28 protein-coding genes are annotated in these 26,707 nt (G+C 52.2%); 4 read left to right on the top strand and 24 right to left on the bottom strand.

Going from position 1 to position 26,707, the window contains the following annotated elements:
* Positions 1–126 precede the first annotated feature (126 nt).
* The 10 genes from ACTL32_RS11840 to ACTL32_RS11795 all read right to left on the bottom strand — a co-directional run bounded on the left by ACTL32_RS11840 (position 127) and on the right by ACTL32_RS11795 (position 9,702).
* Positions 127–363, bottom strand: coding sequence for an acyl carrier protein (locus tag ACTL32_RS11840; protein WP_204892520.1), 237 nt, complete (start codon positions 361–363; stop codon positions 127–129).
* A 40-nt stretch (positions 364–403) separates the two neighbouring features.
* Entirely contained in the window at positions 404–1,150 is a 747-nt protein-coding gene (gene fabG, locus ACTL32_RS11835) for a 3-oxoacyl-[acyl-carrier-protein] reductase (RefSeq protein WP_441341693.1), read from the bottom strand.
* Complete coding sequence (fabD, locus tag ACTL32_RS11830; RefSeq protein ID WP_441341692.1) at positions 1,147–2,082, bottom strand: ACP S-malonyltransferase; 936 nt, start codon at positions 2,080–2,082, stop codon at positions 1,147–1,149. Before fabD ends, fabG begins: the two co-directional genes overlap by 4 nt.
* Positions 2,075–3,070, bottom strand: coding sequence for a phosphate acyltransferase PlsX (gene plsX, locus ACTL32_RS11825; RefSeq protein WP_441341691.1), 996 nt, complete (start codon positions 3,068–3,070; stop codon positions 2,075–2,077). The genes fabD and plsX overlap by 8 nt, the downstream gene beginning before the upstream one ends.
* A complete protein-coding gene (gene fapR / locus ACTL32_RS11820) occupies positions 3,067–3,651 on the bottom strand; it encodes a transcription factor FapR (protein ID WP_204892524.1) in 585 nt (194 codons plus the stop codon). Before fapR ends, plsX begins: the two co-directional genes overlap by 4 nt.
* 89 nt (positions 3,652–3,740) lie before the next feature.
* Positions 3,741–5,783: an ATP-dependent DNA helicase RecG gene (gene recG / locus ACTL32_RS11815; RefSeq protein WP_441341690.1), complete on the bottom strand. Its 2,043-nt coding sequence runs from the start codon at positions 5,781–5,783 to the stop codon at positions 3,741–3,743.
* Positions 5,773–6,672 carry an L-serine ammonia-lyase, iron-sulfur-dependent, subunit alpha gene (sdaAA, locus tag ACTL32_RS11810; protein ID WP_441341689.1) on the bottom strand — a complete coding sequence of 300 codons (900 nt, stop codon included), beginning with the start codon at positions 6,670–6,672 and terminating at the stop codon, positions 5,773–5,775. Before sdaAA ends, recG begins: the two co-directional genes overlap by 11 nt.
* Before the next feature lie 16 nt (positions 6,673–6,688).
* Positions 6,689–7,351: an L-serine ammonia-lyase, iron-sulfur-dependent subunit beta gene (gene sdaAB, locus ACTL32_RS11805; protein WP_204892527.1), complete on the bottom strand. Its 663-nt coding sequence runs from the start codon at positions 7,349–7,351 to the stop codon at positions 6,689–6,691.
* A 317-nt stretch (positions 7,352–7,668) separates the two neighbouring features.
* A complete protein-coding gene (locus ACTL32_RS11800) occupies positions 7,669–9,321 on the bottom strand; it encodes a DAK2 domain-containing protein (protein WP_441341688.1) in 1,653 nt (550 codons plus the stop codon).
* An 18-nt stretch (positions 9,322–9,339) separates the two neighbouring features.
* Complete coding sequence (locus ACTL32_RS11795) at positions 9,340–9,702, bottom strand: Asp23/Gls24 family envelope stress response protein (protein WP_441341687.1); 363 nt, start codon at positions 9,700–9,702, stop codon at positions 9,340–9,342.
* 219 nt (positions 9,703–9,921) lie between these two features.
* On the opposite strand from ACTL32_RS11795, the gene rpmB reads away from it, so the two are divergent.
* On the top strand, positions 9,922–10,110 hold the full coding sequence (gene rpmB, locus ACTL32_RS11790; protein ID WP_235196596.1) for a 50S ribosomal protein L28: 189 nt from the start codon (positions 9,922–9,924) through the stop codon (positions 10,108–10,110).
* 164 nt (positions 10,111–10,274) lie between these two features.
* On the opposite strand, the gene ACTL32_RS11785 is transcribed toward rpmB, so the two are convergent.
* The 13 genes from ACTL32_RS11785 to ACTL32_RS11725 all read right to left on the bottom strand — a co-directional run bounded on the left by ACTL32_RS11785 (position 10,275) and on the right by ACTL32_RS11725 (position 22,885).
* Positions 10,275–10,913, bottom strand: a complete 639-nt coding sequence (locus ACTL32_RS11785; RefSeq protein WP_441341686.1) for a thiamine diphosphokinase — start codon at positions 10,911–10,913, stop codon at positions 10,275–10,277.
* Entirely contained in the window at positions 10,910–11,575 is a 666-nt protein-coding gene (gene rpe, locus ACTL32_RS11780) for a ribulose-phosphate 3-epimerase (RefSeq protein WP_441341685.1), read from the bottom strand. Before rpe ends, ACTL32_RS11785 begins: the two co-directional genes overlap by 4 nt.
* A complete protein-coding gene (rsgA, locus tag ACTL32_RS11775; protein ID WP_441341684.1) occupies positions 11,568–12,464 on the bottom strand; it encodes a ribosome small subunit-dependent GTPase A in 897 nt (298 codons plus the stop codon). Before rsgA ends, rpe begins: the two co-directional genes overlap by 8 nt.
* 48 nt (positions 12,465–12,512) lie before the next feature.
* On the bottom strand, positions 12,513–14,495 hold the full coding sequence (gene pknB, locus ACTL32_RS11770) for a Stk1 family PASTA domain-containing Ser/Thr kinase (protein WP_441341683.1): 1,983 nt from the start codon (positions 14,493–14,495) through the stop codon (positions 12,513–12,515).
* Positions 14,496–14,497: 2 nt separating this feature from the next.
* On the bottom strand, positions 14,498–15,244 hold the full coding sequence (locus tag ACTL32_RS11765; RefSeq protein WP_441341977.1) for a Stp1/IreP family PP2C-type Ser/Thr phosphatase: 747 nt from the start codon (positions 15,242–15,244) through the stop codon (positions 14,498–14,500).
* Positions 15,245–15,289: 45 nt separating this feature from the next.
* On the bottom strand, positions 15,290–16,633 hold the full coding sequence (gene rsmB / locus ACTL32_RS11760) for a 16S rRNA (cytosine(967)-C(5))-methyltransferase RsmB (protein WP_441341682.1): 1,344 nt from the start codon (positions 16,631–16,633) through the stop codon (positions 15,290–15,292).
* Entirely contained in the window at positions 16,630–17,562 is a 933-nt protein-coding gene (gene fmt / locus ACTL32_RS11755) for a methionyl-tRNA formyltransferase (RefSeq protein ID WP_441341681.1), read from the bottom strand. The genes rsmB and fmt overlap by 4 nt, the downstream gene beginning before the upstream one ends.
* Positions 17,559–18,077 carry a peptide deformylase gene (gene def / locus ACTL32_RS11750; protein WP_441341680.1) on the bottom strand — a complete coding sequence of 173 codons (519 nt, stop codon included), beginning with the start codon at positions 18,075–18,077 and terminating at the stop codon, positions 17,559–17,561. The genes fmt and def overlap by 4 nt, the downstream gene beginning before the upstream one ends.
* Positions 18,078–18,097: 20 nt before the next feature.
* The gene (priA, locus tag ACTL32_RS11745; protein WP_441341679.1) at positions 18,098–20,494 is read right to left on the bottom strand and encodes a primosomal protein N'; all 2,397 of its coding nucleotides are present in this window, start codon (positions 20,492–20,494) and stop codon (positions 18,098–18,100) included.
* Positions 20,484–21,689 (bottom strand): bifunctional phosphopantothenoylcysteine decarboxylase/phosphopantothenate--cysteine ligase CoaBC, encoded by a 1,206-nt coding sequence (coaBC, locus tag ACTL32_RS11740; RefSeq protein ID WP_441341678.1) that lies wholly within the window; start codon positions 21,687–21,689, stop codon positions 20,484–20,486. The genes priA and coaBC overlap by 11 nt, the downstream gene beginning before the upstream one ends.
* 74 nt (positions 21,690–21,763) lie before the next feature.
* Entirely contained in the window at positions 21,764–21,988 is a 225-nt protein-coding gene (rpoZ, locus tag ACTL32_RS11735; protein WP_441341677.1) for a DNA-directed RNA polymerase subunit omega, read from the bottom strand.
* Positions 21,988–22,608, bottom strand: coding sequence for a guanylate kinase (gmk, locus tag ACTL32_RS11730; RefSeq protein ID WP_204892541.1), 621 nt, complete (start codon positions 22,606–22,608; stop codon positions 21,988–21,990). Before gmk ends, rpoZ begins: the two co-directional genes overlap by 1 nt.
* 1 nt (position 22,609) lies before the next feature.
* Complete coding sequence (locus ACTL32_RS11725) at positions 22,610–22,885, bottom strand: DUF370 domain-containing protein (protein ID WP_441341676.1); 276 nt, start codon at positions 22,883–22,885, stop codon at positions 22,610–22,612.
* A gap of 116 nt (positions 22,886–23,001) precedes the next feature.
* On the opposite strand from ACTL32_RS11725, the gene ACTL32_RS11720 reads away from it, so the two are divergent.
* From ACTL32_RS11720 to ACTL32_RS11710, 3 genes are all read left to right on the top strand, one after another.
* Complete coding sequence (locus ACTL32_RS11720) at positions 23,002–24,666, top strand: Rqc2 family fibronectin-binding protein (protein WP_441341675.1); 1,665 nt, start codon at positions 23,002–23,004, stop codon at positions 24,664–24,666.
* Between the two features lie 225 nt (positions 24,667–24,891).
* On the top strand, positions 24,892–25,743 hold the full coding sequence (locus tag ACTL32_RS11715) for a transporter substrate-binding domain-containing protein (protein ID WP_441341674.1): 852 nt from the start codon (positions 24,892–24,894) through the stop codon (positions 25,741–25,743).
* 20 nt (positions 25,744–25,763) lie between these two features.
* Complete coding sequence (locus ACTL32_RS11710; protein ID WP_441341673.1) at positions 25,764–26,441, top strand: amino acid ABC transporter permease; 678 nt, start codon at positions 25,764–25,766, stop codon at positions 26,439–26,441.
* Here the strand turns inward: ACTL32_RS11710 and ACTL32_RS11705 are convergent.
* Positions 26,436–26,707 (bottom strand): hypothetical protein (locus ACTL32_RS11705; RefSeq protein ID WP_441341672.1); only part of this gene is annotated, 272 nt, incomplete at its 5' end. The two genes, ACTL32_RS11710 and ACTL32_RS11705, sit on opposite strands and share 6 nt — an antisense overlap.

Below are 26,707 nucleotides of genomic sequence, written 5' to 3'. Positions count from 1 at the left end.
TTTTTATCTGCCTTCCTATAACGTTCTGCCTTTGATTTTACCTTGTTTTATGGGTTTGTGCAAAAAATGAATTGGCGCCCACCCGCTTCTTGCAAAGCCGGTGGACGCCAAGTTACATTCGGTCTATTACGCTTGTTTTTTCTCGATATACGATACTGCGTCGCCTACGGTTGACATACCTTCTGCGTCTTCGTCAGAAATTTCCATGTCGAATTCGTCTTCAAGTTCCATGACCAATTCAACTACGTCCAATGAATCTGCACCAAGGTCGCCTGTGAATGAAGCTTCTAGCTTAACTTCGCTTTCTTCCACACCAAGACGATCCACGATTACTTTTGTTACGCGCTCTAATACTGTTGACAATGCCGTCACCTCCCCTCAAATCAGTATACAGAATTTTTTCTTACATGACCATGCCGCCGTCAAGATGCAGCGTCTGGCCAGTCATATAGGACGAATCGTCCGATGCCAGGAACAGCACCGCTTTCGCCACTTCTTCGGGTTTGCCGAAACGGCCAAGCGGGATTTGCGATAGCATCGTCTTCTGGATGTCCTCGCCCAGCTTGTCTGTCATATCCGTCGTGATAAATCCTGGAGCCACCGCGTTTGCCGTGATGTTCCGGCTTGCCAATTCGCGCGCCGTCGTTTTCGTAAGGCCGATGACGCCCGCCTTTGCCGCCACGTAATTGGCCTGCCCTGCATTGCCCATAACGCCGACGATGGAAGCGATGTTGATGATCCGGCCTGCGCGCTGTTTCATCATTTGGCGCATCACGGCTTTCGTGCAGACAAAGACGCCTTTCAGGTTGGTGTTGATGACATCATCCCACTCGTCGTCTTTCATGCGCATCATGAGGTTATCACGGGTGATCCCGGCATTGTTGACCAGAATGTCGACCGATCCGAATGCCTGCATGGCTTCGTCGACAAGCGCCTTCACCGCCTCGGCATCCGAAACATTCGCCTTGACCGCAATGGCTTCGCCGCCGCCCGCTTTGATTTCCTCTACAACCGCTTCCGCTTTTTCCTGGCTGCCGCTGTAATTCACGACGACCTTCGCGCCGGCAGCTGCCAATTTACGGGCGATTTCTGCACCGATTCCGCGCGAGGCCCCAGTGATTATGGCTGTCTTTCCTGTTAAGTCCGTCATTTTGCCAGCTCCTCTACCGCTTTTTCAAGAGTTTCCACATCGTATACCGGCAAAGTCTGTACGGAACGGTCGATTTTCTTGACCAATCCGCTCAGCACTTTCCCCGGCCCGACTTCGACAAAGACCGTAACCCCTAGATCGATCATTTCCCGTACCGACTGCTCCCACAGGACCGGGGAATACAATTGGCGCACCAAAAGCTCCTGGAATTGCGAGGCATGGGTTTCGCTTTTCGCCGTCACGTTTGTCACGACGGGGATAATTGCGTCTTCAAGAAACGCTTCGCTCAGCACTTTGGAAAGCGACTGGGAAGCCGGCCGCATCAATTCCGAGTGGAACGGCCCGCTGACGTCGAGCGGAATCGCCCGTTTGGCGCCTTGTTCTTTCGCCACAGCGCACGCCTTGGCGACACCTTCTTTGGTGCCGGAAATGACGATCTGCCCTGGACAGTTTAAATTCGCCAGTTGGACAACGCCGTTCGTGTCTGTCACTTTATTCGTGATTTTTTCCAGTTCTTCGCTGCCCATGCCGAGAATCGCAGCCATGGCGCCTTCTCCGGCCGGCACTGCTTCGTTCATGAACAAGCCGCGTTTATGGACGATGCCCACCGCTGTTTCAAACGGCAGGACACCGGACGCCACAAGCGCACTGTATTCTCCCAGGCTATGGCCGGCTGTATAATCAGGGAAAATGCCCGCCCGGTTCAGCCTTTCGGTAATCATCGCACTCACCGTCAAAAGCGCCGGCTGTGCGTGGTATGTAAGCGTCAGGTTTTCCTGCGGGCCATGGAGCATCATTTCCGAAAGGTTGACGCCCAGCTCTTTGTCGGCTTCTTCAAAAAATCGGCGGCTCCGTTCATCGGCAAGAAAGCTTTCGCCCATGCCGACCGTCTGCGAGCCTTGTCCTGGATAGATAAATGCAATTTTAGTCATGAGGGTTCTCCTTTTTCAGCGTGCTGTATATCGTACCTGTCACATCGTGCTCCACCATGGTCCTCGCCTGGCGGATGGCGTTGAACAATGCGTTGGCATTCGACGAACCGTGCGCTTTGATGACCGGCGCCTTCAGCCCGAACAGCCCGGCACCGCCGTATTCGCTGTAGTCGAGCATGCCTTTCAGGCCGCGCATATCATCTTTTACCAACAAGGCGGCCATTTTCGTCTTCGCTGATTTATTGAAAACATCTTTGATCATGGCAAACACGTTCATCGCGGTTCCTTCAATCGTCTTGAGCACCATATTGCCGGTAAAGCCGTCCGTTACGACGACATCAGCAGCGCCATTCAACAGGTCGCGCGATTCCACGTTGCCGATGAAATTGATCGGCGCGTCTTTCAGCAGCGGAAATGCCGCTTTGGTCAATTCGTTGCCCTTTTTCTCTTCCGTCCCGATGTTCAGCAAGCCGACGGTCGGGTTTTGGATGCCGCGTACTTTTTCCGCATAGATGCTGCCCATGACGGCGTACTGGACCAGATGCTCCGGCCGGGCTTCGGCGTTCGCTCCCATGTCCAGCATGACAAACCCTTTGCCGTCGATTGTCGGCAGCGTCGGGGCCAGCGCCGGACGGTCCACGCCTTCGATCCGGCCGACGACAAACAATCCGGCCGACATCAAAGCGCCGGTATTTCCGGCAGACACGCAGGCATCAGCGCGCCCTTCTTTGACCGCTTGCGCCATCTGCACCATCGAAGAATCTTTTTTCCGGCGCACCGCGCGCACCGGGTCGTCTTCCGCTTCGATCACTTCTTCGCAATGGATGACCTCCAAGCGGTCGTGGCTTTTCAGAAACGGCTTCATCCGTTCCTGCTGGCCGTACAATTGAATCTGCAGATCGCTGAATTCGCCTAAAGCTTTGTAGACGCCTTCAATGATCTCTTTCGGGGCGTTGTCTCCGCCCATTCCGTCTACTGCAATAATCATTTCCCGTCACCTTCGCTTCGTTCCGTCATTCGGTACATTTCAAATGTCCCGATAAATACAGTCGCCTGATCGACAGACGACACCACTTTTACAAATGCCCGGTTCTTTTCAGGCTGCCGTTCGATCACTTGCGCTTTCGCCACCACCCGCTGCCCCGCTCTGACCGGCCGCAAAAACTGCAGCTCCGATTTCACGGTCAATGCCAGTTCATCGTTCATCACGGCCACAGCCAGGGAATTTGCCTGGGCAAATAAATGATGTCCACGGGCAATCTGGTTGCGCTGGAAGACATGTTCCGGCTTTACATCGAATATGGAAATCGCTTTTTCATCCAGTTCAATATCGATAATCTCGCCGATGACTTCGTCAATCGGCAATGATTTGACTTCATCCTCGAATGTTTTGACAGCAACATGCTTGATGCGTTCCCGCAGCTCGGGGATCGCCAATTCCATCCGGTCCAGCCGGATCGTCTGAACACTGACGCCGAAATTGGCCGAAAGTTCCTCGTCCGTCACGAACGGATTCGCATTGATGGAAGCTGTCAGTGCTTGCTGCCGCTCTTTTTTGGTCTTTTTCACTTTGTCACCGCCCGCTATTAGCACTTGGTCCTAATATGAGTATATTAATAACAAAAAAAGAATGCAAGGATAATATTGCCCCTGCATTCTTAGTCCAGCCTTCCACCGGCAAGCGCTCCCGAAGTTTCGAGGTGCTCCCGCAGGCATTTCGTTTCTTCACTGGTCCAAAACTCTTCGGAGTTCACCATCGCTTCGGCATCTTTCCGGGCCGTTTCCAGCGCCCGGTAGTCATGCACCAGATCCGCCATCTTGAACTCCGGCAATCCGCTTTGCTTGCGCCCAAAAAAGTCGCCGGGCCCGCGCAATTGAAGGTCTTTTTCCGCCAGCACGAACCCGTCGTTCGTCTCGGTCATGGAAGACATGCGCTCTTTTCCGACTTCCGTCTTCGGATCGGCGAGCAGCACGCAATAGGATTGGTCGCTGCCGCGCCCGACGCGTCCGCGCAATTGGTGCAGCTGCGACAAGCCGAAGCGTTCCGCGTCGTAGATCAGCATAAACGTCGCGTTCGGAACATTGACGCCGACTTCGACGACCGTCGTCGAAACGAGCACGGAGATCTTCCCTTCCGTAAATTCCCGCATGGTCGATTCCTTCTCGTCGCTCGAAAGGCGTCCGTGCATCAGGCCGACCGTAAACTTCCCGTGGAAAACACTCGACAGCTGCTGGAAAAGCTCCACCGCGTTCTGGTAGTCCATTTTGTCGGACTCCTCGATGAGCGGACAGATGACATACGCCTGCCTTCCGGCTGCCAGCTCTTTTTCCATTCGCCCGAGTATTTTGCCGAACATTTCTTTCTTCATCCAATACGTCTCGATTTCTTTGCGCCCTGACGGCATTTCATCAATGACCGACACATCCATTTCACCGAATGCAGAAATGGCGAGCGTCCGGGGAATCGGAGTGGCTGTCATGAACAGCACATCGGGATTATAGCCTTTGTCTTTCAGCACCCGGCGCTGGTCGACGCCGAAACGGTGCTGTTCATCGGTAATGACCAGTCCGAGCTTCTTGAACTGCACATCCGGTTGGATGAGGGCGTGCGTACCGATCAGAATATCAATCTCCCCTGCAGCCAGCTGCTCCATGAGAAGCCCACGTTTCTTCCCTTTCACCGAACCTGTCAGCAAGGCGATTTTCACCGGGAAGGCGGCAAACCACTCAGCAAGCGTATTGGCATGCTGCTCCGCCAAAATTTCGGTCGGCGCCATGAGGGCGCCTTGCTGGCCGGCCGTAACTGCCGCGTACAGCGCAATGGCGGCCACCACCGTTTTGCCGGAACCTACGTCACCTTGAAGCAGCCGGTTCATCCGGAAAGGCTCTTTCATGTCTTTCGAGATTTCATTGACTACCCGTTTCTGGGCGCCGGTCAGGTCATAAGGCAGCGATTGGATGAAATTCCGCAATTCGTTCAGATCGTAGTCGATAAAAGAACCGCCTTCTTCTTCCCGGTTCTTCTTGCGCAGCGCCTGCATCTTCAACTGGAACATCAGCAGCTCTTCGTAGACAAAACGCCGGCGCGCCTGTTTCAGCGCCTCGCCGTCGGACGGGAAATGGACCGACTCCAACGCTTCGGCGAACGATTCGAGGTGATACGCCGAACGGAGACGCTCCGGCAGGCAATCCTCCAGATCCTCTTTCGCCGAATCGAGCGCCTGGCGCATCAGTTTTCGGAACGTCTTCTGATGGATGCTGCCTTTCAGGCTGTAAACCGGCTCGAAATCGGCGCCGCCGGTCCGCGGGCCGATCGTATGGCTCTGGACCGTGATGACCTGGCGGCCGCGGTCCCATTTGCCGGCAAGCGTCACGATTTCGCCGATATGCAATTTGGCTTTCACGTAAGGCTGGTTAAAGAAAATCGCTTTGATCAAATGGCGGCCCACCAGCACTTGCACCGTTGTCCGGGATTTGTTCCTCCCTAAAAAAAGGACGGAAGGTTCACTTTCGACCCTTCCCTCCACAGTCACCCGTTCATTATGCGGCGTATCCGCCAGATCCTTCAGCTGGAAATCTTCATGGCGGTACGGAAATGTCATGATCAGATCATGGATCGTCTCAATTTTCATTTCCTGTAAAGTTTCCGCAGCTTGTCTGCCGACCCCTTTTAACGTGGCGACAGAATCTTTACTTCCCACTGCCGACCACTGCTCCGCCGAAAATTTTCGCTTCCAGCCATTTGCCGGTCGGTGTTGCGGCAAGTCCGCCTTTTGCCGTTTCCCGTAATGCGCTTGGCATCGTTTTGCCGATTTCGTACATGGCACTGATCACTTCATCACACGGAATGCGGCTGGTCACGCCTGCAAGCGCCATATCCGCCGCAACCACTGAATTCGCCGCGCCCATGGCATTGCGCTTAACGCAAGGCACTTCAACAAGGCCCGCTACCGGGTCGCACACCAATCCGAGCATGTTCTTCAATGTAATCGCAAATGCCTCGGAACATTGCTGCGGCGTACCGCCTGCCATTTCAACGATCGCCGCTGCTGCCATTCCGGCAGCCGATCCGACTTCCGCCTGGCATCCGCCTGCAGCTCCGGAAATTGAGGCGTTGTTCGCCACCACGAAACCGAATGCGCCGGAGGTGAATAAATAACGGATCATCTGCTCACGCGTCGGATTGAGCTTGTTCTGGACTGCGAACAGTGTTCCCGGGACGACACCCGCAGAGCCGGCTGTCGGCGTCGCACAGATTGTGCCCATTGCGGCGTTCACTTCGTTTGTTGCAACCGCTTTGCTGACCGCATCAAGCATCAGGTCGCCGGACAGCGAATTGCCTTTTCTCATGTATTCCTGCAGCAGGACCGCATCGCCGCCCGTCAGCCCGGAAACCGAATGGACGCCTTTCAGGCCTTTTTCGACCGCTTCTTCCATGACCGTCAAATTGCGGTCCATCTGTTTGATGATTTCTTCGCGCGAACGGTCGGTGATCATCATTTCCTGCTCTATCATAATTTCCGAAATCAGTTTGTTCTCTTTTTCCGCACGTTCAACCAGCTCTTTAACATTTCGAAACAAAGGTTCCACTATGTTGGCCTCCTTCTTAATCAGCGATCCGTGTTACTTGTGTGATATTCGGCAATTCTGCCAGTTCGTCCATCACTTCTTTATCGACATTCTGATCCACTTCGATCACCATCAGCGCCATATGCCCTTTTTCTTTCCGGGACACTTCCATATGACCGATATTGATATCGTATTTGTACAAGCAATTCGCGACATTCGCGATGCAGCCCGACCGGTCATTATGCACAACCAGAATTGCCGGATGCTCGCCCGACAGTTTCAGCGGAAAACCGTTCAGTTCCGTGATCTCGATTTTCCCGCCGCCGATCGAGATGCCCATCATGGACATTTCGGACTCGTCGTCGCCGATTACAACGCGTGCCGTGTTTGGGTGTTCGACATTTGCAGTCTCCGGGATAAACTCGAATTCCATGCCGACCAGTTCCGCTTCTTCGAACGATGTCTTGATGCGTTCGTCAAATGTATCATAATCCAACAAGCCGCCGATGATGGCGACGTCGGTGCTATGGCCTTTGTAAGTTTCTGCAAACGATCCGTACAAATGGATCTTCGCCCATTTCGGCTGCCGCCCGAATAAATCCCGCGCGACTCTTCCGATGCGTGCAGCTCCTGCAGTATGCGAGCTCGAAGGGCCGATCATGACCGGCCCGATTATATCAAATACAGATTTGAACTTCATTGCCCAAACCCCTTCCCTTCGGTTACGTATACCTTTAGTGTACATGAAATTGCCATATTTCACAAAAATAATAAAGCCTATGAATGCGCTCTCTTTCAAGCGCCCGTAAAGCTTCCGGCCGTCTGCCCTCCAAACGCAGACCGGATAAAAGCTATTGTGCGAACAGCCGGTTCCAAAACACGCCTTCCTCCAAGGATTCGGAAACAGACAACACGTGCAGCCCCGGTCCTGCAAGGCTTCCATCAAAAAACTGCAGGGATTCCGGAATGTCCGGAATCCCTGCAGCTGGCACAGCCTGAACGGCCGGCTGTATGCCCTTATTCGACTGAAATGATGTACGGATAAAGCGGTTGTTTGCCGTCATGGATTTCCACTTCGATGTCTTCGTTAAGCGATTCGATGAATGCGCCCAATTTTTCAGCGTCTGCAGAAGTGACATCTTCACCAAAGAGGATCGTCACGATTTCCGAATCCTCATCAATGAGTTTCTTGGCCAGTTCTTCTGTCACACGCTGCAGGCTTTTATCTGAAATGACGATTTTGCCTTCTGAGATGCCCATGAAGTCATCTTTCTTGATCTCAATGCCGTCTATGGATGTATCACGTACCGCAAACGTCACAGATCCCGACTTCACGCCTTTGGATGCAGAAGCCATCGTCTTATGGTTGTCTTCGACTGAAGCGTCGGGATTAAATGCCAGAAGCGCCGCCATTCCCTGCGGAACGTCTTTTGTCGGAACTACGGCCGCTTCGATATCAAGCAATTGCGCTGCCTGTTCGGCAGCCATGATGATGTTTTTATTGTTCGGAAGAATCAGGACGCGTTCTGCCCCGATCGATTTAACAGCGTTCACAATATCTTCCGTCGACGGGTTCATCGTCTGCCCGCCTTCGATGACGTAAGACGCGCCGATGCTGCGCAGCAGTTCCGCAACTCCTTCGCCCATGGCCACCGTAACGATTGCATAAGGATGTTTCGCTTCCGCTTTCGGCGCATCCTTGCGGAAATCTTCGCCGACGATGTCGATATGCTGCTGGCGCATGTTTTCGATTTTCATCGAGATCAGGCTGCCATATTCCTGGCCGTATGTAAGTACTTTGCCGGGTTCTTCTGAGTGGATATGGATTTTTGCGATTTCATCATCAGAAATGACCAAAAGGGAATCGCCGTAAGCACTCAAATCCGTGCGGAATGAAGCTTCGTTGAATTCTTTTTTGCCTTCTTCGAATTTGACCATGAACTCGGTGCAATAGCCGAAAGCGATATCTGACGTGTCCATAAAGCCGGCAATGTTTTTATGGTGCTCGGCGCTGACCAGGTCGTCCATCGTGTTATGGGCATGCTTTTCAGGCAGCTGCTCCCCTTTTAGGGCTGCAAGGAATCCTTCGTATACGTACACGAGCCCTTGGCCGCCGCTGTCGACAACACCGACTTCCTTGAGCACCGGCAACAGATCCGGCGTCCGTTCAAGGGAAGCTTTCGCTTCTTCGACTACCCCTTCAAACAAAGCGATGACGTCGCTTTCCGTTTTTGAAAGTTCCATGCCTTTGGCGGCTGAATCTTTTGCCACCGTCAAAATCGTCCCTTCCACGGGTTTCATGACCGCTTTGTAAGCCGTCTCCACGCCGTGCTGCAATGCTTCGGCCAGCTTCTGCGCCGACAATTCCGGTTCAGCTACAATAAACTTGCCGAAACCGCGGAACAATTGGGAAAGAATAACGCCGGAATTTCCGCGCGCTCCCATAAGAAGGCCTTTTGACAAGGCCTCCGCTGTCTTTCCGATATGTCCTTGCGCGTTCGCTGCTGTTTCTTTTGCACCTGATGTCATTGATAAGTTCATATTCGTTCCGGTATCGCCGTCCGGCACCGGAAAGACATTCAATGCATCTACATAATCCGCGTTCTGGTAAAGATGGTGCGCGCCCATCTGGACCATTTCCGCAAATTGAATTCCATTTAATGACTTCATAGCCGCTTTTTCCTCCTCTTACGGGTTCGTGACACGAACTCCCTGAACAAAAATATTAACCGCTTTGACAGGCATGCCAAGGGTTTTCGTGACAGTATATTTCACTTTGGATTGGACCTGGTAAGCCACTTCAGAAATTTTGGTTCCATAACTGATGATGACATACATATCAATGAGCAAATCGTTATCTTCCTGGCGGACGATTACGCCTTTTGCGAAATTCTCTTTGCGCAAGATGTCCGTCAGTCCGTCCCGGATTTGATGTTTTGTAGCCATGCCGACAATGCCGTAGCATTCGATCGCTGCGCCGCCGGCAATCTGAGCGATCACATCATTGGAAATATCGATTTGGCCGTATTCGTTTTTCAATTCAATCGACATCGGAATTCCTCCTTGAGTCCTATTCACTCTTTTTATTCTACATGAAACCATTATACAAGAAAAGCGGGCGTTTAGGGTGTAAAGGTTTTTTTCTTGAAAGAGGGGTGAAAAGGAGTTGCAAAGGGTTAGGGTCTATGGTAAATTATTAAAGTATGTGAAACGAAAAACGAACTGAAATTCTATTATAATTTTCAGCTTCACTTGTGAGGAGGGACTTACATGCCTAAAGTATGTGCAGTTAGTGGACGCAAAGCTCGTGCAGGAAACGCCCGTTCACACGCGTTGAATTCGACAAAACGTACATGGGGAGCAAACCTTCAAAAAGTTCGCATCCTTGTAGACGGTAAACCGAAACGTGTATGGGTTTCAGCAAGAGCATTGAAATCAGGAAAAGTAGAGCGCGTATAATCGCTCAAGGATCATGCCGGGCCGACATCAGTCGGACCGGCATTTTTTCATGGACACACAAAAAAGAACGCCGTTGAAACGAAATCGTTTCTCCGGCGTTCTTTTTTTGTTTTACAACGGCTTCAAGTCTTTTAAAGCCCCGAAGCCGGCGAATGTCCATTCCTTCAATCCCGGCTTTCAATGACCATGCACTGGCCCTGCACGAACGAAACGGTCCCTTCCTTTTCGAGCTCGTTGCTGACAAAGCGGGTGGACCCGAACGGGACGGTTTCATCCGCCACTTCGTACTTGAAATGGCGGAGTGTGAACCCTTTCACTTCTTCGCCGAAAGGATAGAACGAAACGTAGCGGTAAGCCGCGTCCCGTTCCAGTGTATGGGTGCCAGGAGGCAGGAACCGGATGCGGTTCTGCTTGTTGATGATTGCAAAGCGGATATCCGGATGCTTCAGCTGGACATCAAACATGGCATGAAGCGCGCTCATATAATGGTCGAGCCGGCCGCCGGTTACGCCGGTAATGATCACTTGCCGCGGCGAAAACTCCAATGCTTTGGCGAGCGCCAGTTCAGTATCCGTTTCGTCTTTTTCCGCTTCCGCTTTTTCAAAGCCGGGCAGCGACGACACGATCTCCTCCAGTTGGGCCGGGGTAACGGAGTCAAAATCCCCTACTGCCGCTTTCGGGGATATCCCTTGCCCAAGGAGCACCAACGTGCCCGCATCCACTCCGATGAATGCCGCTTCCGGCCATGCATTCAGGTCCGGGAGCTCTTCAGCCGGCCCGCTGCCGACAATGACGACCGTCACGAAATCGCCACTTCTCCAGCCTGTTTGATCGCCTGCAATGCGGCTTTCCGGTCTTCTTTCCCGAATATCGCAGAACCGGCAACAAATACATTCGCGCCGGCTTTGGCACAAGGAACGATCGTTTCTTCATTGATCCCGCCGTCGATCTGGATATCAATCGACAATCCCTTTTCCCGGATCAGCTTGGACAATTGCTCCACTTTCGGAACCACAGATTCGATGAACTTTTGTCCGCCGAAACCAGGGTTGACAGTCATGAAGAGCACCAGGTCGATTTCCTCCAAAATCGGAAGGATCGACTCAATCGGCGAATGCGGGTTTAAGACCACGCCGGGTTTAACGCCAGCAGCGCGGATCATTTGGATCGTCCGGTGCAAATGCGGATTCGCTTCCACGTGCACGGTGATGTAATCCGCTCCGGCTCTCGCAAAATCCTCGATATAGCGGTCTGCATTTTCAATCATCAAATGGACATCCAGCGGAAGTTTCGTCAATGGGCGCAAAGCCTCGACGACGATGGCGCCGAATGAGATGTTCGGCACGAAATGGCCGTCCATGACATCAATGTGGATCCAATCCGCTCCTGCTTTTTCCACTTCCAGAACTTCTTCTCCCAATTTCGAAAAATCTGCTGCGAGTATAGACGGTGCAATTTTAATCATTAGAGTACCTCGGCTTTCTCGTCATAATTTCTTCTAAAAACTTCAGGTAATGCTTGTAGCGGTATTCCGGGATTTCCTTGCTTTCCACTGCCGCTTTGATGGCGCATTTCGGCTCGTTCAGATGGAGGCATTCGCGGAATTTGCACTGGTTCGACCGTGCGGCGAATTCCGGGAAATATTCGGACAGCTCCTCTTTTTCCACCGTATCAAAATCAAAAGAACTGAAGCCGGGCGTGTCTGCCAACAGGCCGTTATTGACCTCGATCAGCTCGACATGCCGCGTGGTATGCTTCCCGCGGTTCAGCGCTTTGGAGATAGCGTCCGTCTTCAGCTCCAGAGCCGGCAGGATCGTGTTGAGCATCGTGGACTTGCCGACGCCAGACTGTCCGGCCAGCACGCTGATCTTCCCTTCAAGAACCGGCATCAGACGCTCCTGCAAAGCGGGGTCGCCGATAAAGGTCGGAATCACTTCATAGCCGATTTTTTCATAGTCGGCTATGTATCCCGCAAGCTTTTCTTTTTCGTCTTCTTCTAAAAGATCCATTTTCGTGATGCAAATGATCGGCTGAATATCGTGCGATTCAATCGCTGTCAGGAACCGGTCAAGGAGCATCGGATGGAAATCCGGCTGCTTTGCGGAAAAGACAAGGATCGCCTGGTCGACGTTCGAGATCGGCGGCCGGACCAGTTCATTTTTTCGTTCATACACATGAGTGATGGTGCCTTCTAAATCATTGTCCGCTTCGTAATCGACGTAATCGCCGACGAGCGGCGAGATCTGCCGGTTGCGGAATACGCCCCGGCCTCTGCACTGGATATAACGCTCCCCGTTCTCATCCAGTACGTAATAGAATCCGCTTAGCGCTTTTCTGATTTGTCCTTTTGGCATGCTTGCTTTCACTCCTCTTTTTCGTACGGTTTATCTCGTTTCTAGTAATTATTCGACGTTGTCGTAAGGAATGGTCTCTTCGAGGATCACTTGTGAATTCCGGACGATCCGGTAAGTCGCACTGCCGCCTTCGGCAATCTGCAGTTCCAGTTTCCGTGATTCATCCCCGGTGATCGTAAATTCCTCTACCGGTTCCACCATTGTATCGTCGTTATCCTGGACATAAATCTGGATTGTCTGCGGAGCCGGCTCTTCGCCTTCAGCCGGCGGTTCCGCGGCTTCATAAGGAATTTCCACCGTATGGATATACGTCTTCAGCGGCAGCGGCGCTTTCCCTGAAGACAAGACCACTTCAATCGTGCTTCCTGCCTCAAGCTGGCCGCCTGCAGGCGGATTCTGGGTAAGGACTGTGCCTTCCGCTGCGCTGTCCGAAGCTTCTTCACCGATGATGCGGATGTTGAAGCCGGAAGTGCGGGCGTATTGGTTCAGATCCGCTTCCGAAAAGCCGGCAAGGCTTTCCACTGCCCGCATATCTTTCCCTTTGCTGACGATGAGTTCTACATCCGTTTCAGATGCGATGACTTCTTCTCCAGCTTCCGGCTCCTGCTCCAGGATCGTCCCTTCAGGCTCATCGGAGAATTCCTCAGTCTGGTTCACTGATTTGTAATTGCCTTCATCTAGCAGCGCTAGCGTCTGTTCGATGTCCCGGCCTACGTAATCCTGGAATTCGACCGATTCCTTCCCGCTGCTGACGAACAGCTGGATTTCGGTTTCCCGTTCCCGCATCTTGTCCGCTTCGGGAATCGTCCGGATGATCCGCCCTTCTTCCACTTCTTCAGACGGCTGCTCTTCCTCTTCGCCGACCACAAACCCTGCCGCCTGCAATTCTTCGGCCGCTTCGTTCCGTTCCATGCCCGAAACATCCGGCACGGCTACAAGGCGCGGGCCGAAAAGATCCGGAAAGGCGATTGCTGCCACCAGCCCGGCGAGGACAAGAAATCCGATGATGCCGACTGCCCATGGCATTTTCCGCTTCTTTTTCTTGACGGGTCCGGCAGGCTTCGCCACTTTCACATCTGCATCTCCCGCAGCAGGAGGGATCATTTTCGTTTCTTCTACATTCGCAAATACTTTCGGATCTTTGATCACCGGCATCGCTTTTGTCGCGTCGTCATCATGCGGCACCGCAAATTTCGGTTCGTTAAGCCGCTCCGGCAGCAATACGGTCGCCAGATCCTCTTCCAGTTCATCCGCCGACTGATAGCGGTGCTGCGGATTTTTGGCCGTCGCTTTCAGCACGACGTTCTCAAGGCTCTGCGGCAATGAAGGCACAATTTCACGCAGCGACGGCGTTTCCGTCTGCAAATGCTTCAGTGCAATCGATACAGCCGATTCGCCGGAAAAAGGCAGCCGGCCCGTCAGCAATTCGAACATGACAATGCCAAGCGAATAGATGTCGGATTTCTTATTGGCAGCACCGCCCCGTGCTTGTTCCGGCGACAAATAATGGACTGTGCCGAGGACCGAATTGGTCTGCGTATAGGACGTGGCACTGAGCGCCATGGCGATGCCGAAATCCGTGATTTTGACATTGCCGTCCGCATCCATGAGGATATTCTGCGGCTTGATGTCCCGGTGGACAATCTGGTTCTGGTGGGCGTGCGCCAAAGCCGATGCCAACTGTTTCATAATCTTGACCGCCTGTTCCGGCGGCACGGGTGAGTGGTCGATTATGTATTCTTTCAGTGTTTTGCCGGGCACGTATTCCATTACGAGGTAGTGGATCGAACCTTCTTCCCCGACATCGAAAATGTTGACGATGTTCGGATGGGCAAGGCTCGTCGTCGACAGGGCCTCGCGCTGGAACCGCCGGCGCAGTTCTTCTTCGTTCGAGAAATCATAACGCAGGACTTTGATGGCGATGTCGCGGTCCAAGATCATGTCATGGGCCAGGTAGACATTGGACATCCCGCCCCCGCCGATCAATTCCAGAATCTTATAGCGGCCATTTATGCTTTTGCCGATCAGCATGCCTACACCTCCTCATCCTTCAAAGATAGAAGAACGAATGAGATATTGTCCTCTCCTCCCATGTCGTTCGCCAGCTTGACCAGTTCTGCCCCTTTTTGGGTCAGCGGTGATTCCGAAAGAATGATGGAGGAAAGTTCTTCTTTTGTGATTTTATTGCTCAGGCCGTCCGAACAGATCAGCATGAACGATAGGCTTTCTGTGGAGAAATGGAGGATCTCCCCATCGATGACCGGATCGGTGCCGAGCGCTTTGACGATCCAGTTTTTCTTCGGATGGTCCTCGGCTTCTTCCTGGCTGATTTCGCCGCTGTCCACCAGCACATTGACATAGGAATGGTCCCGCGTCAATTGCTCGATCGAGCCGTTGATGACATAGGCGCGGCTGTCGCCGATATGGCACATGACACAGTCGCCGGCTTCAATCAAAGCTGCAATCAACGTCGTGCCCATGCCTTTGCAGCCGGGATTCTGCTCTGAATAATCATAAACCAGCCGGTTGACGTTCTGGACATTCAGCGAAAGCCAGGATTTTTTCTGGTCGACCGTCAAGAATGATTCCGGATTTTCCTCAAGAAAAAGCTTCCCCAAGGTGTCCACTGTCATCTGGCTCGCCACGTCGCCTGCGTTGTGGCCGCCCATTCCATCAGCGACCAATGCCAGCAGCAGGCCTTCCGGACGTTTCAGGACCGCTACACGGTCCTCATTGATTTTTCTTTTTTTTCCAGTATCACTTTCCAAGACATATTGCACCAACTTCAGGCACCCCATTCCTTAACTGATCTTGCCATTCTCTTATCATGCCATGCGCTTTTTGCGGAAAGCGGAAATGAAAAATCCGTCGCCCCCAAAGTCCTGCGGGAATACCTGGACAAAGCCGGTGTTTTTCAAGCCCAGCTCTTCCGGCAGGGAAACTTCGATTTTCTCCATTTCCGGGTGGTCCTTCAAGAAGCGCTCGGCAGTGCCGCGGTTTTCCGTAGAATCCACAGTACACGTGCTGTAGACCATGATGCCATCAGCCTTCAGCAATCGGGCCGCCTGGTCCAGCAGTTCCAGCTGGATTTCCTGCAGCCGCGCGAAATCCTCTTCTTTTTTCGTATATTTGATATCAGGCTTCCGTTTGATGACGCCGAGCCCGCTGCAAGGGGCATCAACCAGGATGCGGTCGAATTTTTCCTCGCCGAACCGCTCCACACTTTTTTTGCCGTCTCCGGCTTCCGTTTGGATGACCGTGTGGCCGAGCCGTTTCGCCGTTTCATCAATCAGCTTGATTTTATGCTTATGAAGGTCCATCGCGAATAGATTCCCTCGGTTCTCCATTTTTTCGGCGATATGCGTTGTTTTTCCGCCAGGCGCCGCACACATATCCAGGACGTCCATATCCGGCTCCACCTGCAATGCATAAGCAGGCAGCATCGAACTTTCATCCTGTATCGTGATAAATCCTTTTTCAAACGTCGCCGTCCTTACCGGCTGCCCTTCTGTGACGATGAGGCATTCCGGCACCAGCTTGCTCTGTACCGCATGGAGGCCCTCTGATTCGAGCATTTCGATCACTTCTTCGGGTGTTGCCTGCACCGTATTGACGCGTACTGTCTGGGAAGGCGCTTTATTGTTTTCAAGTGCCATTTCACGTGTTTTCTCCAGCCCGAATTGCTCGGCCCAGCGTTTGATCATCCAGACCGGATGGCTCGTCTCGATCGCCACTTTTTCATACGGATCGCTGATGGTATTGTAGGAGCGGACGCCGTTCCGCTGGATGGAGCGCAAGACGCCGTTCACTACCGATGCGACACCGCCGTGACCGCGGCGTTTGGCGATTTCCACCGCTTCGTGGACCACTGCATGTGCCGGAATCCGGTCAAGGTAAACAATTTGGTAAAGTGAAAGCCGCAGCAAGGTTTTCACCCATGGCTCGATTTTGCCTTTCAAATAAGGTTCGAGGTAAAAATCGAGGGTCATCTGATGCTGGAGTGTCCCGTAGGTGATTTCCGTCAGCAATCCTTTGTTCTTATCTGCGATGCCGTAGCTCTGGATTGTCTGGTTCAGCAAGAGATTGCTGTATGCCTGGTTGTTTTCCACAGCCCATAGGATCGAAAAAGCCGCATCCCGTACATTGCCTTGCAATTTTTTGTTTTTCATTCGAATACGTCTCCTGCCTGGATTTTAGGTCCTTTTAGATAATCGGCGGCACTCATGCGCTTTTTGCCGGCCGGCTGCAGATCCGTAATGGCCAAAACCCCTTCGCCCGTCTGAACTAGAATGGCGTTATCCGTCAGCTCGAGCACTTCACCCGGACACCCGGATTTACGCGAGGCAGCGGGTTCAGTCCACCAAATTTTCATATTCTGGTCATTGAATGTGGTGAACGCTACAGGCCACGGATGCAGTCCCCGGACTTGGTTATAGATCGCTTCTGCAGATTTCGACCAGTCGATTCTTTCCTGTTCGCGCGAAATATTGCGGGCATAGGTGACTCGTTCTTCATCCTGCGGCGTACGCGGATTCGTTCCTTCTATTATAGAAGGCAATGTTTCCCGCAGCAGCTCCATACCGACCACACTCAATTTCTCGAACATGGAGCCGGTGTGGTCTTCTCTTTCGATCGGAATCGCTTTTTGTGAAATGATATCACCTGCATCCAGACGGTCCACCATGTACATGATCGTAACGCCGGTTTCTTCCTTGCCGTCGATGATCGCCTGATGGATCGGGGCACCGCCCCGGTATTCCGGCAGCAGCGAAGCATGGACGTTAATCGCACCAAGTTTCGGCGCTTGCAGCACTTCGCTCGGCAAAATCTGGCCGAACGCCGCTGTAATGATCAAGTCCGGCGAAAGGTCCAGCACATGCTGGAGCTCTTCCGGATTTTTCAGTTTTTCCGGCTGGTAAACCAGCAAGCCGAGGCGCAGCGCCTCTTCTTTGACAGGGGTCGCCGTCAGCACTTTTTTGCGGCCAACTGGGCGGTCCGGCTGTGTCACAACGGATACGATGTCATAGCCTTCTTCCGCCAGCATGCGCAGAATCGGCGCCGAAAAGGCAGGCGTCCCCATAAAAACGATTTTCGTCAAACTTGTTCCTCCTCTGTTTCAGCAGCCTCAGCTTCTGCAATCATGGCGTCCAGCTCTTCCTGAGTCACGTATTTGGAGATTTTGCTGGTGAACAGGATGCCGTCCAAATGATCCATTTCGTGCAGGATCGCCCGCGCTTCGTAGCCTTCCGCTTCAAGCTCATACCATGAGCCGTCGCGTTCCTGTGCCTTGATCTTGATATGGTCCGGACGTTCGACTTCGCCGAAAATGCCGGGGAAACTCAAGCAGCCTTCGATATCGGTATCGAGCCCTTCGAAAAGCGCCAATTCGGGATTGACCATTTCAATCGGCTCCTGGCCTTCGTTGAAATCAACGATGGCTACGCGCAGCCCAACATTGACCTGCGGGGCAGCTATGCCGACGCCGTCATTTTCCAGCATCGTCTCATGCATATCATCAAGCAATTTGCTTAGTTTTTTATCGAACTTTGTTACGGTTTCACATTTCTGCTCCAAAATCGGATTCGGATGCTTTACGATTTCTAGGATGGTCATTTGGGGTTCCTCTTTTCTTTTTACATCACCGATGTCGGGTTCATATCAATCGATAGCGTGGCGCCTTTTTTGATCCACTCGGAACGGTGGATTTTGATCAATTGCTGCATGACATCGGCCAATTTCGGTTCTTTTTTGTATTTTATCAAACATTGATAGCGATATCTATTGTTCACACGGGCGATCAGCGAAGCGGATGGCCCGATGATGATTGTGCTTCCAGCGAGCTGCCCCTGCAGGAAACGGACGGTTTGTTCCGCATACCCGGCGACCGTCATCAAATCCTCATGGGTAAACTGGATATTGACGACGTAATAATACGGCGGATAGCCGCTCGCTCGGCGCATTGCCATCTCCTGGTCATAAAACGGCTCGTATAGTTGGTCTTTCGCTAGAGTGATTGCATAGTGTTCAGGCGTATAAGACTGGACGTACACCTCGCCGGGCAATTTGTCCCGCCCTGCGCGCCCGCTGACCTGCGTCAGCAATTGGTAGGTCTTCTCTGCCGCCCGGAAGTCGGGCAGGTGGAGTGTCGTGTCCGCAGACAGGACGCCGACCAATGTGATATTCGGAAAATCGAGCCCTTTGGCGATCATTTGGGTGCCCAGCAGAATATCTGCTTTGCCTTCGCCGAATGCCGACAGGATTTTCTCATGTGCGCCTTTATTGCGCGTCGTATCGACGTCCATGCGCAGCACGCGGGCGCCGGGAACCAGTTTCGCCAGTTCTTCTTCTACTTTCTGCGTCCCGGTCCCGAAAAACCGGATGTGTTCGCTTTGGCATTCGGGGCATGTATGCGGCACAGGTTCATCATAGCCGCAATAATGGCACTTCATCAATTCGCTCGACCGGTGATAGGTGAGCGATATGTCGCAGTTCGGACATTGCATGACCGTCCCGCAGTCGCGGCAAAGGACAAATGACGAGTAGCCTCGCTTGTTGAGGAATAAAACCACTTGCTCTTTGCGCTCCAGGCGCTCCCGTATCGCTTCTGCGAGCGGAATCGAGAACATCGACCGGTTGCCGTTTCGCAATTCCTCTCGCATGTCGACGATGTGGACCGTCGGCAGCGGCTGGTTTTTCGCGCGTTTTTCCAGCACCAGCAGTTCATAGACGCCTTTTTGCGCCCGTGCGTAGGATTCAAGGGACGGCGTCGCACTGCCCAGGATGACCGGGCAATTGTGCTGCCCGGCACGCCAGATGGCGACGTCGCGTGCATGGTAGCGCGGCGAATCGTCCTGTTTATAGCTTGATTCATGCTCTTCATCGAGAATAATCAATCCAAGGTTCTCAAACGGCGCAAAGATCGCCGAACGTGCACCGACGACCACTTTCACTTCCGCTCGCTGGATCTTCCGCCACTCATCGTATTTCTCCCCGGCAGACAAACCGCTGTGCAGGACGGCCACCAGATCGCCGAACCGTTCCTTGAAGCGCAGCGTCATCTGCGGCGTCAGCGAGATTTCCGGCACAAGCATGATCGCTTCTTTGCCTTCTTTCAGCACCTCGTCGATGGCCTGCAGATAAATTTCGGTTTTCCCGCTGCCTGTGATGCCGTGGAGCAGGAAAGTCTTCGGCGTATGGAGCGCTCCGCGGATTGCATCAAAAGCCGTTTGTTGGGCTTGGGTCAATTGCAGGAACCCTTTCCGCTCGATTTCCGCAAGCAGTTTGGGATCGCGGTAGGATTCTTCATTGCGGATAACTGCAGCCCCTTTATCCGCTAAACCGTAGATGGTCGGAAGCGTCGTATCGGCTGCGCGCTGCAAGTCGGAAGACTCGATCGCCTGTCCAATATGCTCCTTGAAAAATTCCATCAGCTTGATCTGCTGCTTGGCATTCGGACGGATGTCGATCGCTTCAAGCTGTTCCAGCGAATCGGCAATATGGATCATCCGCACCTTTTTGACGGCGGTCTGCTGGGAAATGTCGGTATCCGCAACGACCGTGCCGCGCTCTAATTCTTTTTTCAGCAAAGCATAAACTTCTACGGCGTCCTGCGCGCGCACAAACGGACGGTTGCCGAAATAAACCCGTAGCGGCTCCGGAATCTCTTCCAAAGGCGCATTCAGGACAAAACGTTTTTCATATTTCGCCCGAAGGGCGGAAGGAATCATCACTTGCAGGGCATCGATTTCAAAACAGACGGTCTGCTTTTTCATCCACTTGGCCATCGCCAGCAATTCATCGTTCAAAACCGGCACGACATCCATCAATTCATGGATCGGCTTCAAGCGGGATGGATCGAATTCGGATGTTTCTTTAATATCCGTCACAAAACCGAGCACTTTGCGGTTGCCGAAAGGCACTTTGACCCGCATGCCCGGCTCCACAAGCACTTCCAGCTCTTTCGGTACAGCATAGTCGAATGGGCGGTCAATGGGATGGGCGGCAACGTCAACAATCACTTCAGCGATCATAGCGCATTTCCCTTTCCATTATCGCTGCCAGCAAACGGCGCGCCAGCTCCTCTTTCGGCATCATGCCGAAAGCCTGTTCAAAACCGCCTGCCCCGAAAAGCGTCACGCGGTTCGTATCCGAATCAAAGCCGGCTTGGGCTTCGCTCACATCGTTCGCAATGATATAATCGGCATTTTTCCGTTCGAGTTTGTCTTTAGCGTAATGGGCGACGTCATTCGTCTCTGCCGCGAAGCCGATCAGCAATTGCTGCTGTTTTTCCCGGCCGAGCGTCTGCAGGATGTCGACGGTGCGTTCAAGTTCGATGACGGCACCGCCTTCTTTTTTCTTCATTTTCTGCGTCTCTGCATGCACCGGGCGGTAATCGGCAACCGCAGCAGACTTGATCACGACATCCGCATCCGCATATTCCGCTTTTACGGCCTGAAGCATCTCTTCCGCACTTTCGACCCCGATCCGTTTTACGCCTCTAGGGACGGGCAATGAAACCGGCCCGCTGATCAGAATCGTTTCCGCTCCCATTTGGGCTGCCGCCTGTGCCATGGCATAGCCCATCTTCCCGCTTGAAAAATTCGTCAAAAACCGCACAGGATCAATCCGTTCCCGCGTCGGCCCTGCCGTTACAACGACTTTTTTTCCAGCCAACAGTTTCGGGCGGGAAAAATAATCGGTGACGAGCCCCGTGATTTTTTCCGGTTCTTCCAGCCGGCCTTTACCGACATAGCCGCATGCCAAAAAGCCTTCGGATGGCTCAATAAACTGGATGCCGTCCTCATGGAGCTGTTGGATATTGCGCTTGACTGCCGGATGGTCGTACATATGGACATTCATCGCCGGCGCCACCCAAATCGGCGCTGTTGCTGCCAGCAAGGTCGTGGTCACCATATCATCGCCGATGCCATTGGCCAGTTTGCCGATGACGTTCGCGGTCGCAGGAGCCACAATTACAAGATCGGCCCAATCGGCCAAATCGATATGGGCAATGACTGATGAGTCTTTTTCGTCAAACGTATCAAAATAGACGTCGTTTCTCGACATCACTTGGAAAGACAACGGCTGGACAAACTGGCGTGCCGATTCGGTCATGATCACTTTGACCACAGCTCCGGCCTGAGACAGTTTGCTGACCAGCGCTACCGCTTTATAAACGGCGATGCCGCCGCTAACACACAATAGGATTTTCCGATTCGCCAACAACGTAAACACCCTTTCTAAACAACAAACTCCCAAAGAACATATTTGCTCTGGGAGTCGTCGGTTGCGATTAATGGTTAAATTTCATCTTCGTAAATTGCGAATTCGTCTTGCTGTTCGATCTTCAATGCCCCGGCAGCCACTTCTTCAAGCGCTTTCCCTACCGATTTATGGGAAACATAAGAATCCAACTTCTCGTCGCCATGTTCGTGCAATTGGCGTGCGCGCTTGGAAGCGAGCGCCACCAAAGAGTATTTCGAATCGATCTGGCTTTTCAATTTATCAACGGATGGGTATAACATCAGGCATTCTCCTTTAGCATATCAAGATATCGTTGCTCTACACGTTCACGCTTGCAATGTTCAGCGATGATGATCGCATTAATGCGGTCGCACGCTTTTTCAACTTCGTCATTGACGACAACATAATCATATAAATTCATCATTTCCAATTCCTGCCGGGCTGCGGCAAGGCGGGAAGCAATCACTTCATCCGACTCGGTGCCGCGCCCGACCAGCCGGTCCTCAAGCTCTGTCAGGCTTGGAGGCGCCAGGAAGATGAACAGGCCGTCCGGTACTTTCGAACGCACCTGGGCTGCCCCCTGCACTTCGATTTCAAGGAAGACATCACGGCCGGCATCGCGCATCTTATTGACATATTCTAGCGGCGTGCCGTAATAATTCCCGACAAACTCGGCATACTCAAGCAATTGCCCCTGGTCAATCAATTCTTCGAATTCACTGCGTGTCTTGAAAAAATAATCGACTTCATCCACTTCCCCTTCGCGCGGAGCGCGGGTGGTCATTGAAATGGAGTATTCATAATTCGTATCTGGCTGCGAGAACAGCTCTTTTCTGACAGTGCCCTTGCCGACACCCGAAGGCCCTGATAATACAATCAGCAGTCCGCGTTGTTTTCTCATTTTATCCCTCATTCATTCCGTCGTCATTTTCTTCTGCCCGCGCAATGACTGTTTCAGCCGATATCGCAGAAATCACCACATGGTCGCTGTCCATGACCAAAATGGATTTGGTTTTCTTTCCGCCTGTCGCATCCACAAGCAAGCCTTTGCTGCGGGCTTCTTGGACCAGCCGTTTGGAGGGCGCGGAATCTGGTGTCACAATCGAAACGATCCGATTCACCGATACGGCATTGCCACCGCCTAAAGAAACAAAATTCGCCGATTTTTTCACAGACATCACCGCCACCTAAAACTGATCGTTGATCTTCGTTTTCTATCTAACTGTCTTATTATATCATAATACACTGTGAAAATGATAAGATGGAACAAAACGATTTGAAAGAGGGATTTTTGATGGCATTTGATGGATTATTTACAAAAGCGATGACTACGGAGCTCCAAGGGCTCGTGTCAGGCAGGATTTCAAAAGTTCATCAGCCCAACCAGCTTGAACTATTATTGCAGATTCGCGCACAAGGAAAAAACCATAAATTATTGATTTCGATCCACCCGTCTTATTCCCGGATCCACTTGACGGGAATGGCGAACACCAATCCGTCGGAACCGCCGATGTTCTGCATGCTGCTGCGCAAGCATATCGAAGGCGGCATCATCACCGGCGTCGAACAGCACGGCCTGGACAGGCTGATCATCCTGAAGATCAAAAGCAAAAACGAAATCGGCGACGATATCGAGCGGGAACTGCATGTCGAGATGATGGGCCGGCATTCGAACGTCATCCTGGTGGATGCGGAGCGCATGATGATCTTGGACAGCCTCAAGCATCTGCCGCCGAGCGTCAACTCGTTCCGGACAGTGCTTCCTGGCCAGCCATATGTATTCCCTCCGTCCCAGGAAAAAGAAGATCCGTTTGCAGCACCTGAAAAACTGGCGGGCTTAGACGAAAAGGAGCTGCTCAGTACATATGCCGGATTCTCCCCGCTCCTTGCCAAAGAGCTCGCCCATCGAATGGCAGATTCGGAAAACCAGCAGGAAGCTGCCCGCCGCTTCCTGCACGAATTCCTGAATCCAGAGCCTGCCGGCTATTACGCCGAACTGGACGGCAAAAGTTATTTCTCGGCCGTACCGCTGACGCATCTGGGCGTCGAAGGGCTTTCCTTCCCGACGCTCGGCGAACTTCTGGACCGCATGTATTATGCGAAAGCCGAACGCGACCGGGTCAAGCAGCAGGCCGGCGATCTGGAGCGTTGGCTGCAGAATGAAATCGCCAAGCTGAAATCAAAACTGAAAAAGCTCCAAAAAGAGCAAGACCAAGCGGAGAAGCGCGACCAGCTCCAGCTAAACGGCGAACTGATCATGGCGAACCTCCACCGCATCACCAAAGGGATGAAGGAGATCGAAGCCGACAATTACTATAACGATGAAAAAGTGACGATTGCGCTTGATCCGCGGAAAACGCCAATCGAGAATTCGCAAAAGTACTACTCGCGCTACCAAAAAGCGAAAACCGCATTGGTCAAAACGCAGGAACAGATCGAGAAGACAAATGAAGACATCGAATATTTCGAGACGCTCATGCAGCAAGTCCAGCAAGCCGGCCTCGCGGACATCGAGGAAATCCGCGAAGAGCTGGCAGAGCAAGGATTCATGAAAGCCCAGAAATCGAAGAAAAAGAAAAAACCGGTGAAACCAGCCGTAGAATCCTATGTTTCAAGTACAGGCATCCCGATTTCAGTCGGCAAAAACAACAAGCAGAACGATTATGTGACTTTCAAAGTCGCTGCCAAATCCGATACATGGCTCCATACGAAAGAAATTCCGGGATCCCACGTCATCATCCATGCCGAGGAACCGGACGAAACCTCGATTTTGGAAGCTGCCACCATCGCCGCTTATTTCAGCAAAGCGCGCGAATCGAGCTCGGTGCCAGTCGACTATACGGAAGTCCGCCAAGTGAAGAAGCCCAACGGTGCAAAGCCTGGCTTTGTCATCTACTTCGAACAGAAAACCGTTTTTGTCACGCCGGACGAAGATCTGGTCATCAAATTGAAAAAATGAATTTTAAGGGGCTGTCCCTGAAAAGCCAGAAAAAGGCTTTCGGCGGCAGCCCTTTTTACTATTATTCCCCATCAAAAAAAGGATCCTTTCTATTCAATATAATGAGGACCCTCCTTAAAGTTAACATAATAATAATATTGAAAATACAGTACTGGGCGGCATTGCTTCCATGCGAACTAAATGCTATCTTTTTAAAGGACTTAACTTTTAGGAGGCTCTTACATCATGATTAATTTATCATACAAGCCGAAATGGCTCATGGCCGCAGGTGCTGCATCTCTGGTTTTATTGGGTGGCTGCGGAAATTCAGGCAGTGGATCTGAGGACAACGCCGAAACCAAAACTGCCTGGGATGAAATCCAGGAACAGGGTTCATTGACGGTCGCCACTTCGGGTACACTTCTGGCAACGTCGTTCCGCGATCCCGACTCGGACGAACTGACGGGCTTTGAAGTCGAAGTCGTCCGTGAACTCGGCGAGCGGCTCGAATTGGACATCGAATTCAAAGAACTGGGCTTTGATGAAATGCTGACCAGCGTTAACACCGGACAGATTGACATCGCAGCTAACGATATCGAAATTACAGAAGACCGCCTCGACAACTTCATCTTCTCAACACCGATCAAATATTCCTACGGGACAGCCGTTGTTCGCAAAGATGACCTTTCCGGCATCCAGACCCTGGAGGATATCAAAGGCAAAAAAGCAGCAGGGGCATCCACCTCGATTTATATGGAAATTGCACGTGACTACGGTGCGGAAGAAGTGACGTATGACAACGCGACAAATGAAATTTATTTGCGGGATGTATCCATCGGACGGACAGATGTCATCTTGAATGATTATTATTTATCGACTTTTGGCGTCGCTGCTTTTCCTGATTTGAACATTACGATCCACCCGGACATCAAGTACAGCCCATCAGAAGTCGGCCTCGTGATGAATAAAGACAATACGGAACTTGCAGAAAACGTTAATGCTGCATTGGAGGAAATGCTCGAAGATGGCACCATTTCCGAGATTTCCGCCCAATTCTTTGCCGGAGCGGACGTTTCTGTGAAGCCGGATATTGAGTAAGCCATATTGGAGGTTTTATAATGAGTGACATAGAATGGGGGCTGCTTTTCGATCCGCAACTAGCCATCGATTCCCTTCCATACGTTCTTGGCGGCATCGGTTATACACTGCTTATTTCCGTTGCAAGCATGGTGTTCGGGCTGCTGATCGGTTTTTTCCTTTCCCTTGCACGGACAGCACCTTACAAAGTTATCGAATGGCCGGCACGCCTGTATATATCCTTTATGCGCGGCGTTCCCATCTTGGTCATTCTCTTCCTATTGTACTTTGCCCTCCCTGTAATCGGTGTGGAATTCACTGCCCTGCAGGCAGCATTGATCGGCTTCACCATCAATAGCGCCGCTTATATCGCTGAAGTGTTCCGTTCTTCGCTCGCCTCGGTCGATAAAGGGCAATGGGAATCTTCGCGCGCGCTCGGCATGTCCTATTGGCAGACCATGCGCCGCATCATCCTGCCGCAGTCGGTCCGCATCGCCATCCCGCCGCTGTCGAACGTCTACCTGGACCTGATCAAGGCTTCTTCACTCGCCGCGATGATCACGGTGCCGGAAGTGTTCCAGAAAGCACGCATCGTCGGCGCCCGCGAGTACGATTTGCTGACGCTGCTGATTCTGGTCTCGCTTATCTATTGGGCAGTTTGTTCCCTGATGACGATTCTTCAGAATTACCTGGAGAAACGTTTCGAAGAATATTTATGAGAATCGACAAGCATCTTGCAAAAGATGCTTGAGCTTGTAGACAAAAGAATAATTTTTCAATTCGATGAATAAAACAAATGGAAGCTGTGTTGGATCCTCCACTTCAGGCGGACGCTTTCCGCGGGCTCGCGCCGAACTAACTCGGACTAGCGTCCGAGTGGATTTCGGCACTTCGCTATCCCGCAGGAGTCGCCGCCTTCCGTTGCGGATCCTGAAGTCAGCGGCTTGTTCCCAGCAGGCCAAAGCAGGATTAGTATTCTTATCTC

The organism is Planococcus sp. FY231025 (assembly GCF_052078085.1).
Taxonomy (GTDB): domain Bacteria; phylum Bacillota; class Bacilli; order Bacillales_A; family Planococcaceae; genus Planococcus.
Note: the sequence above shows the minus strand (reverse complement) of the source record. Positions and strands in the feature narration are given on the sequence as shown.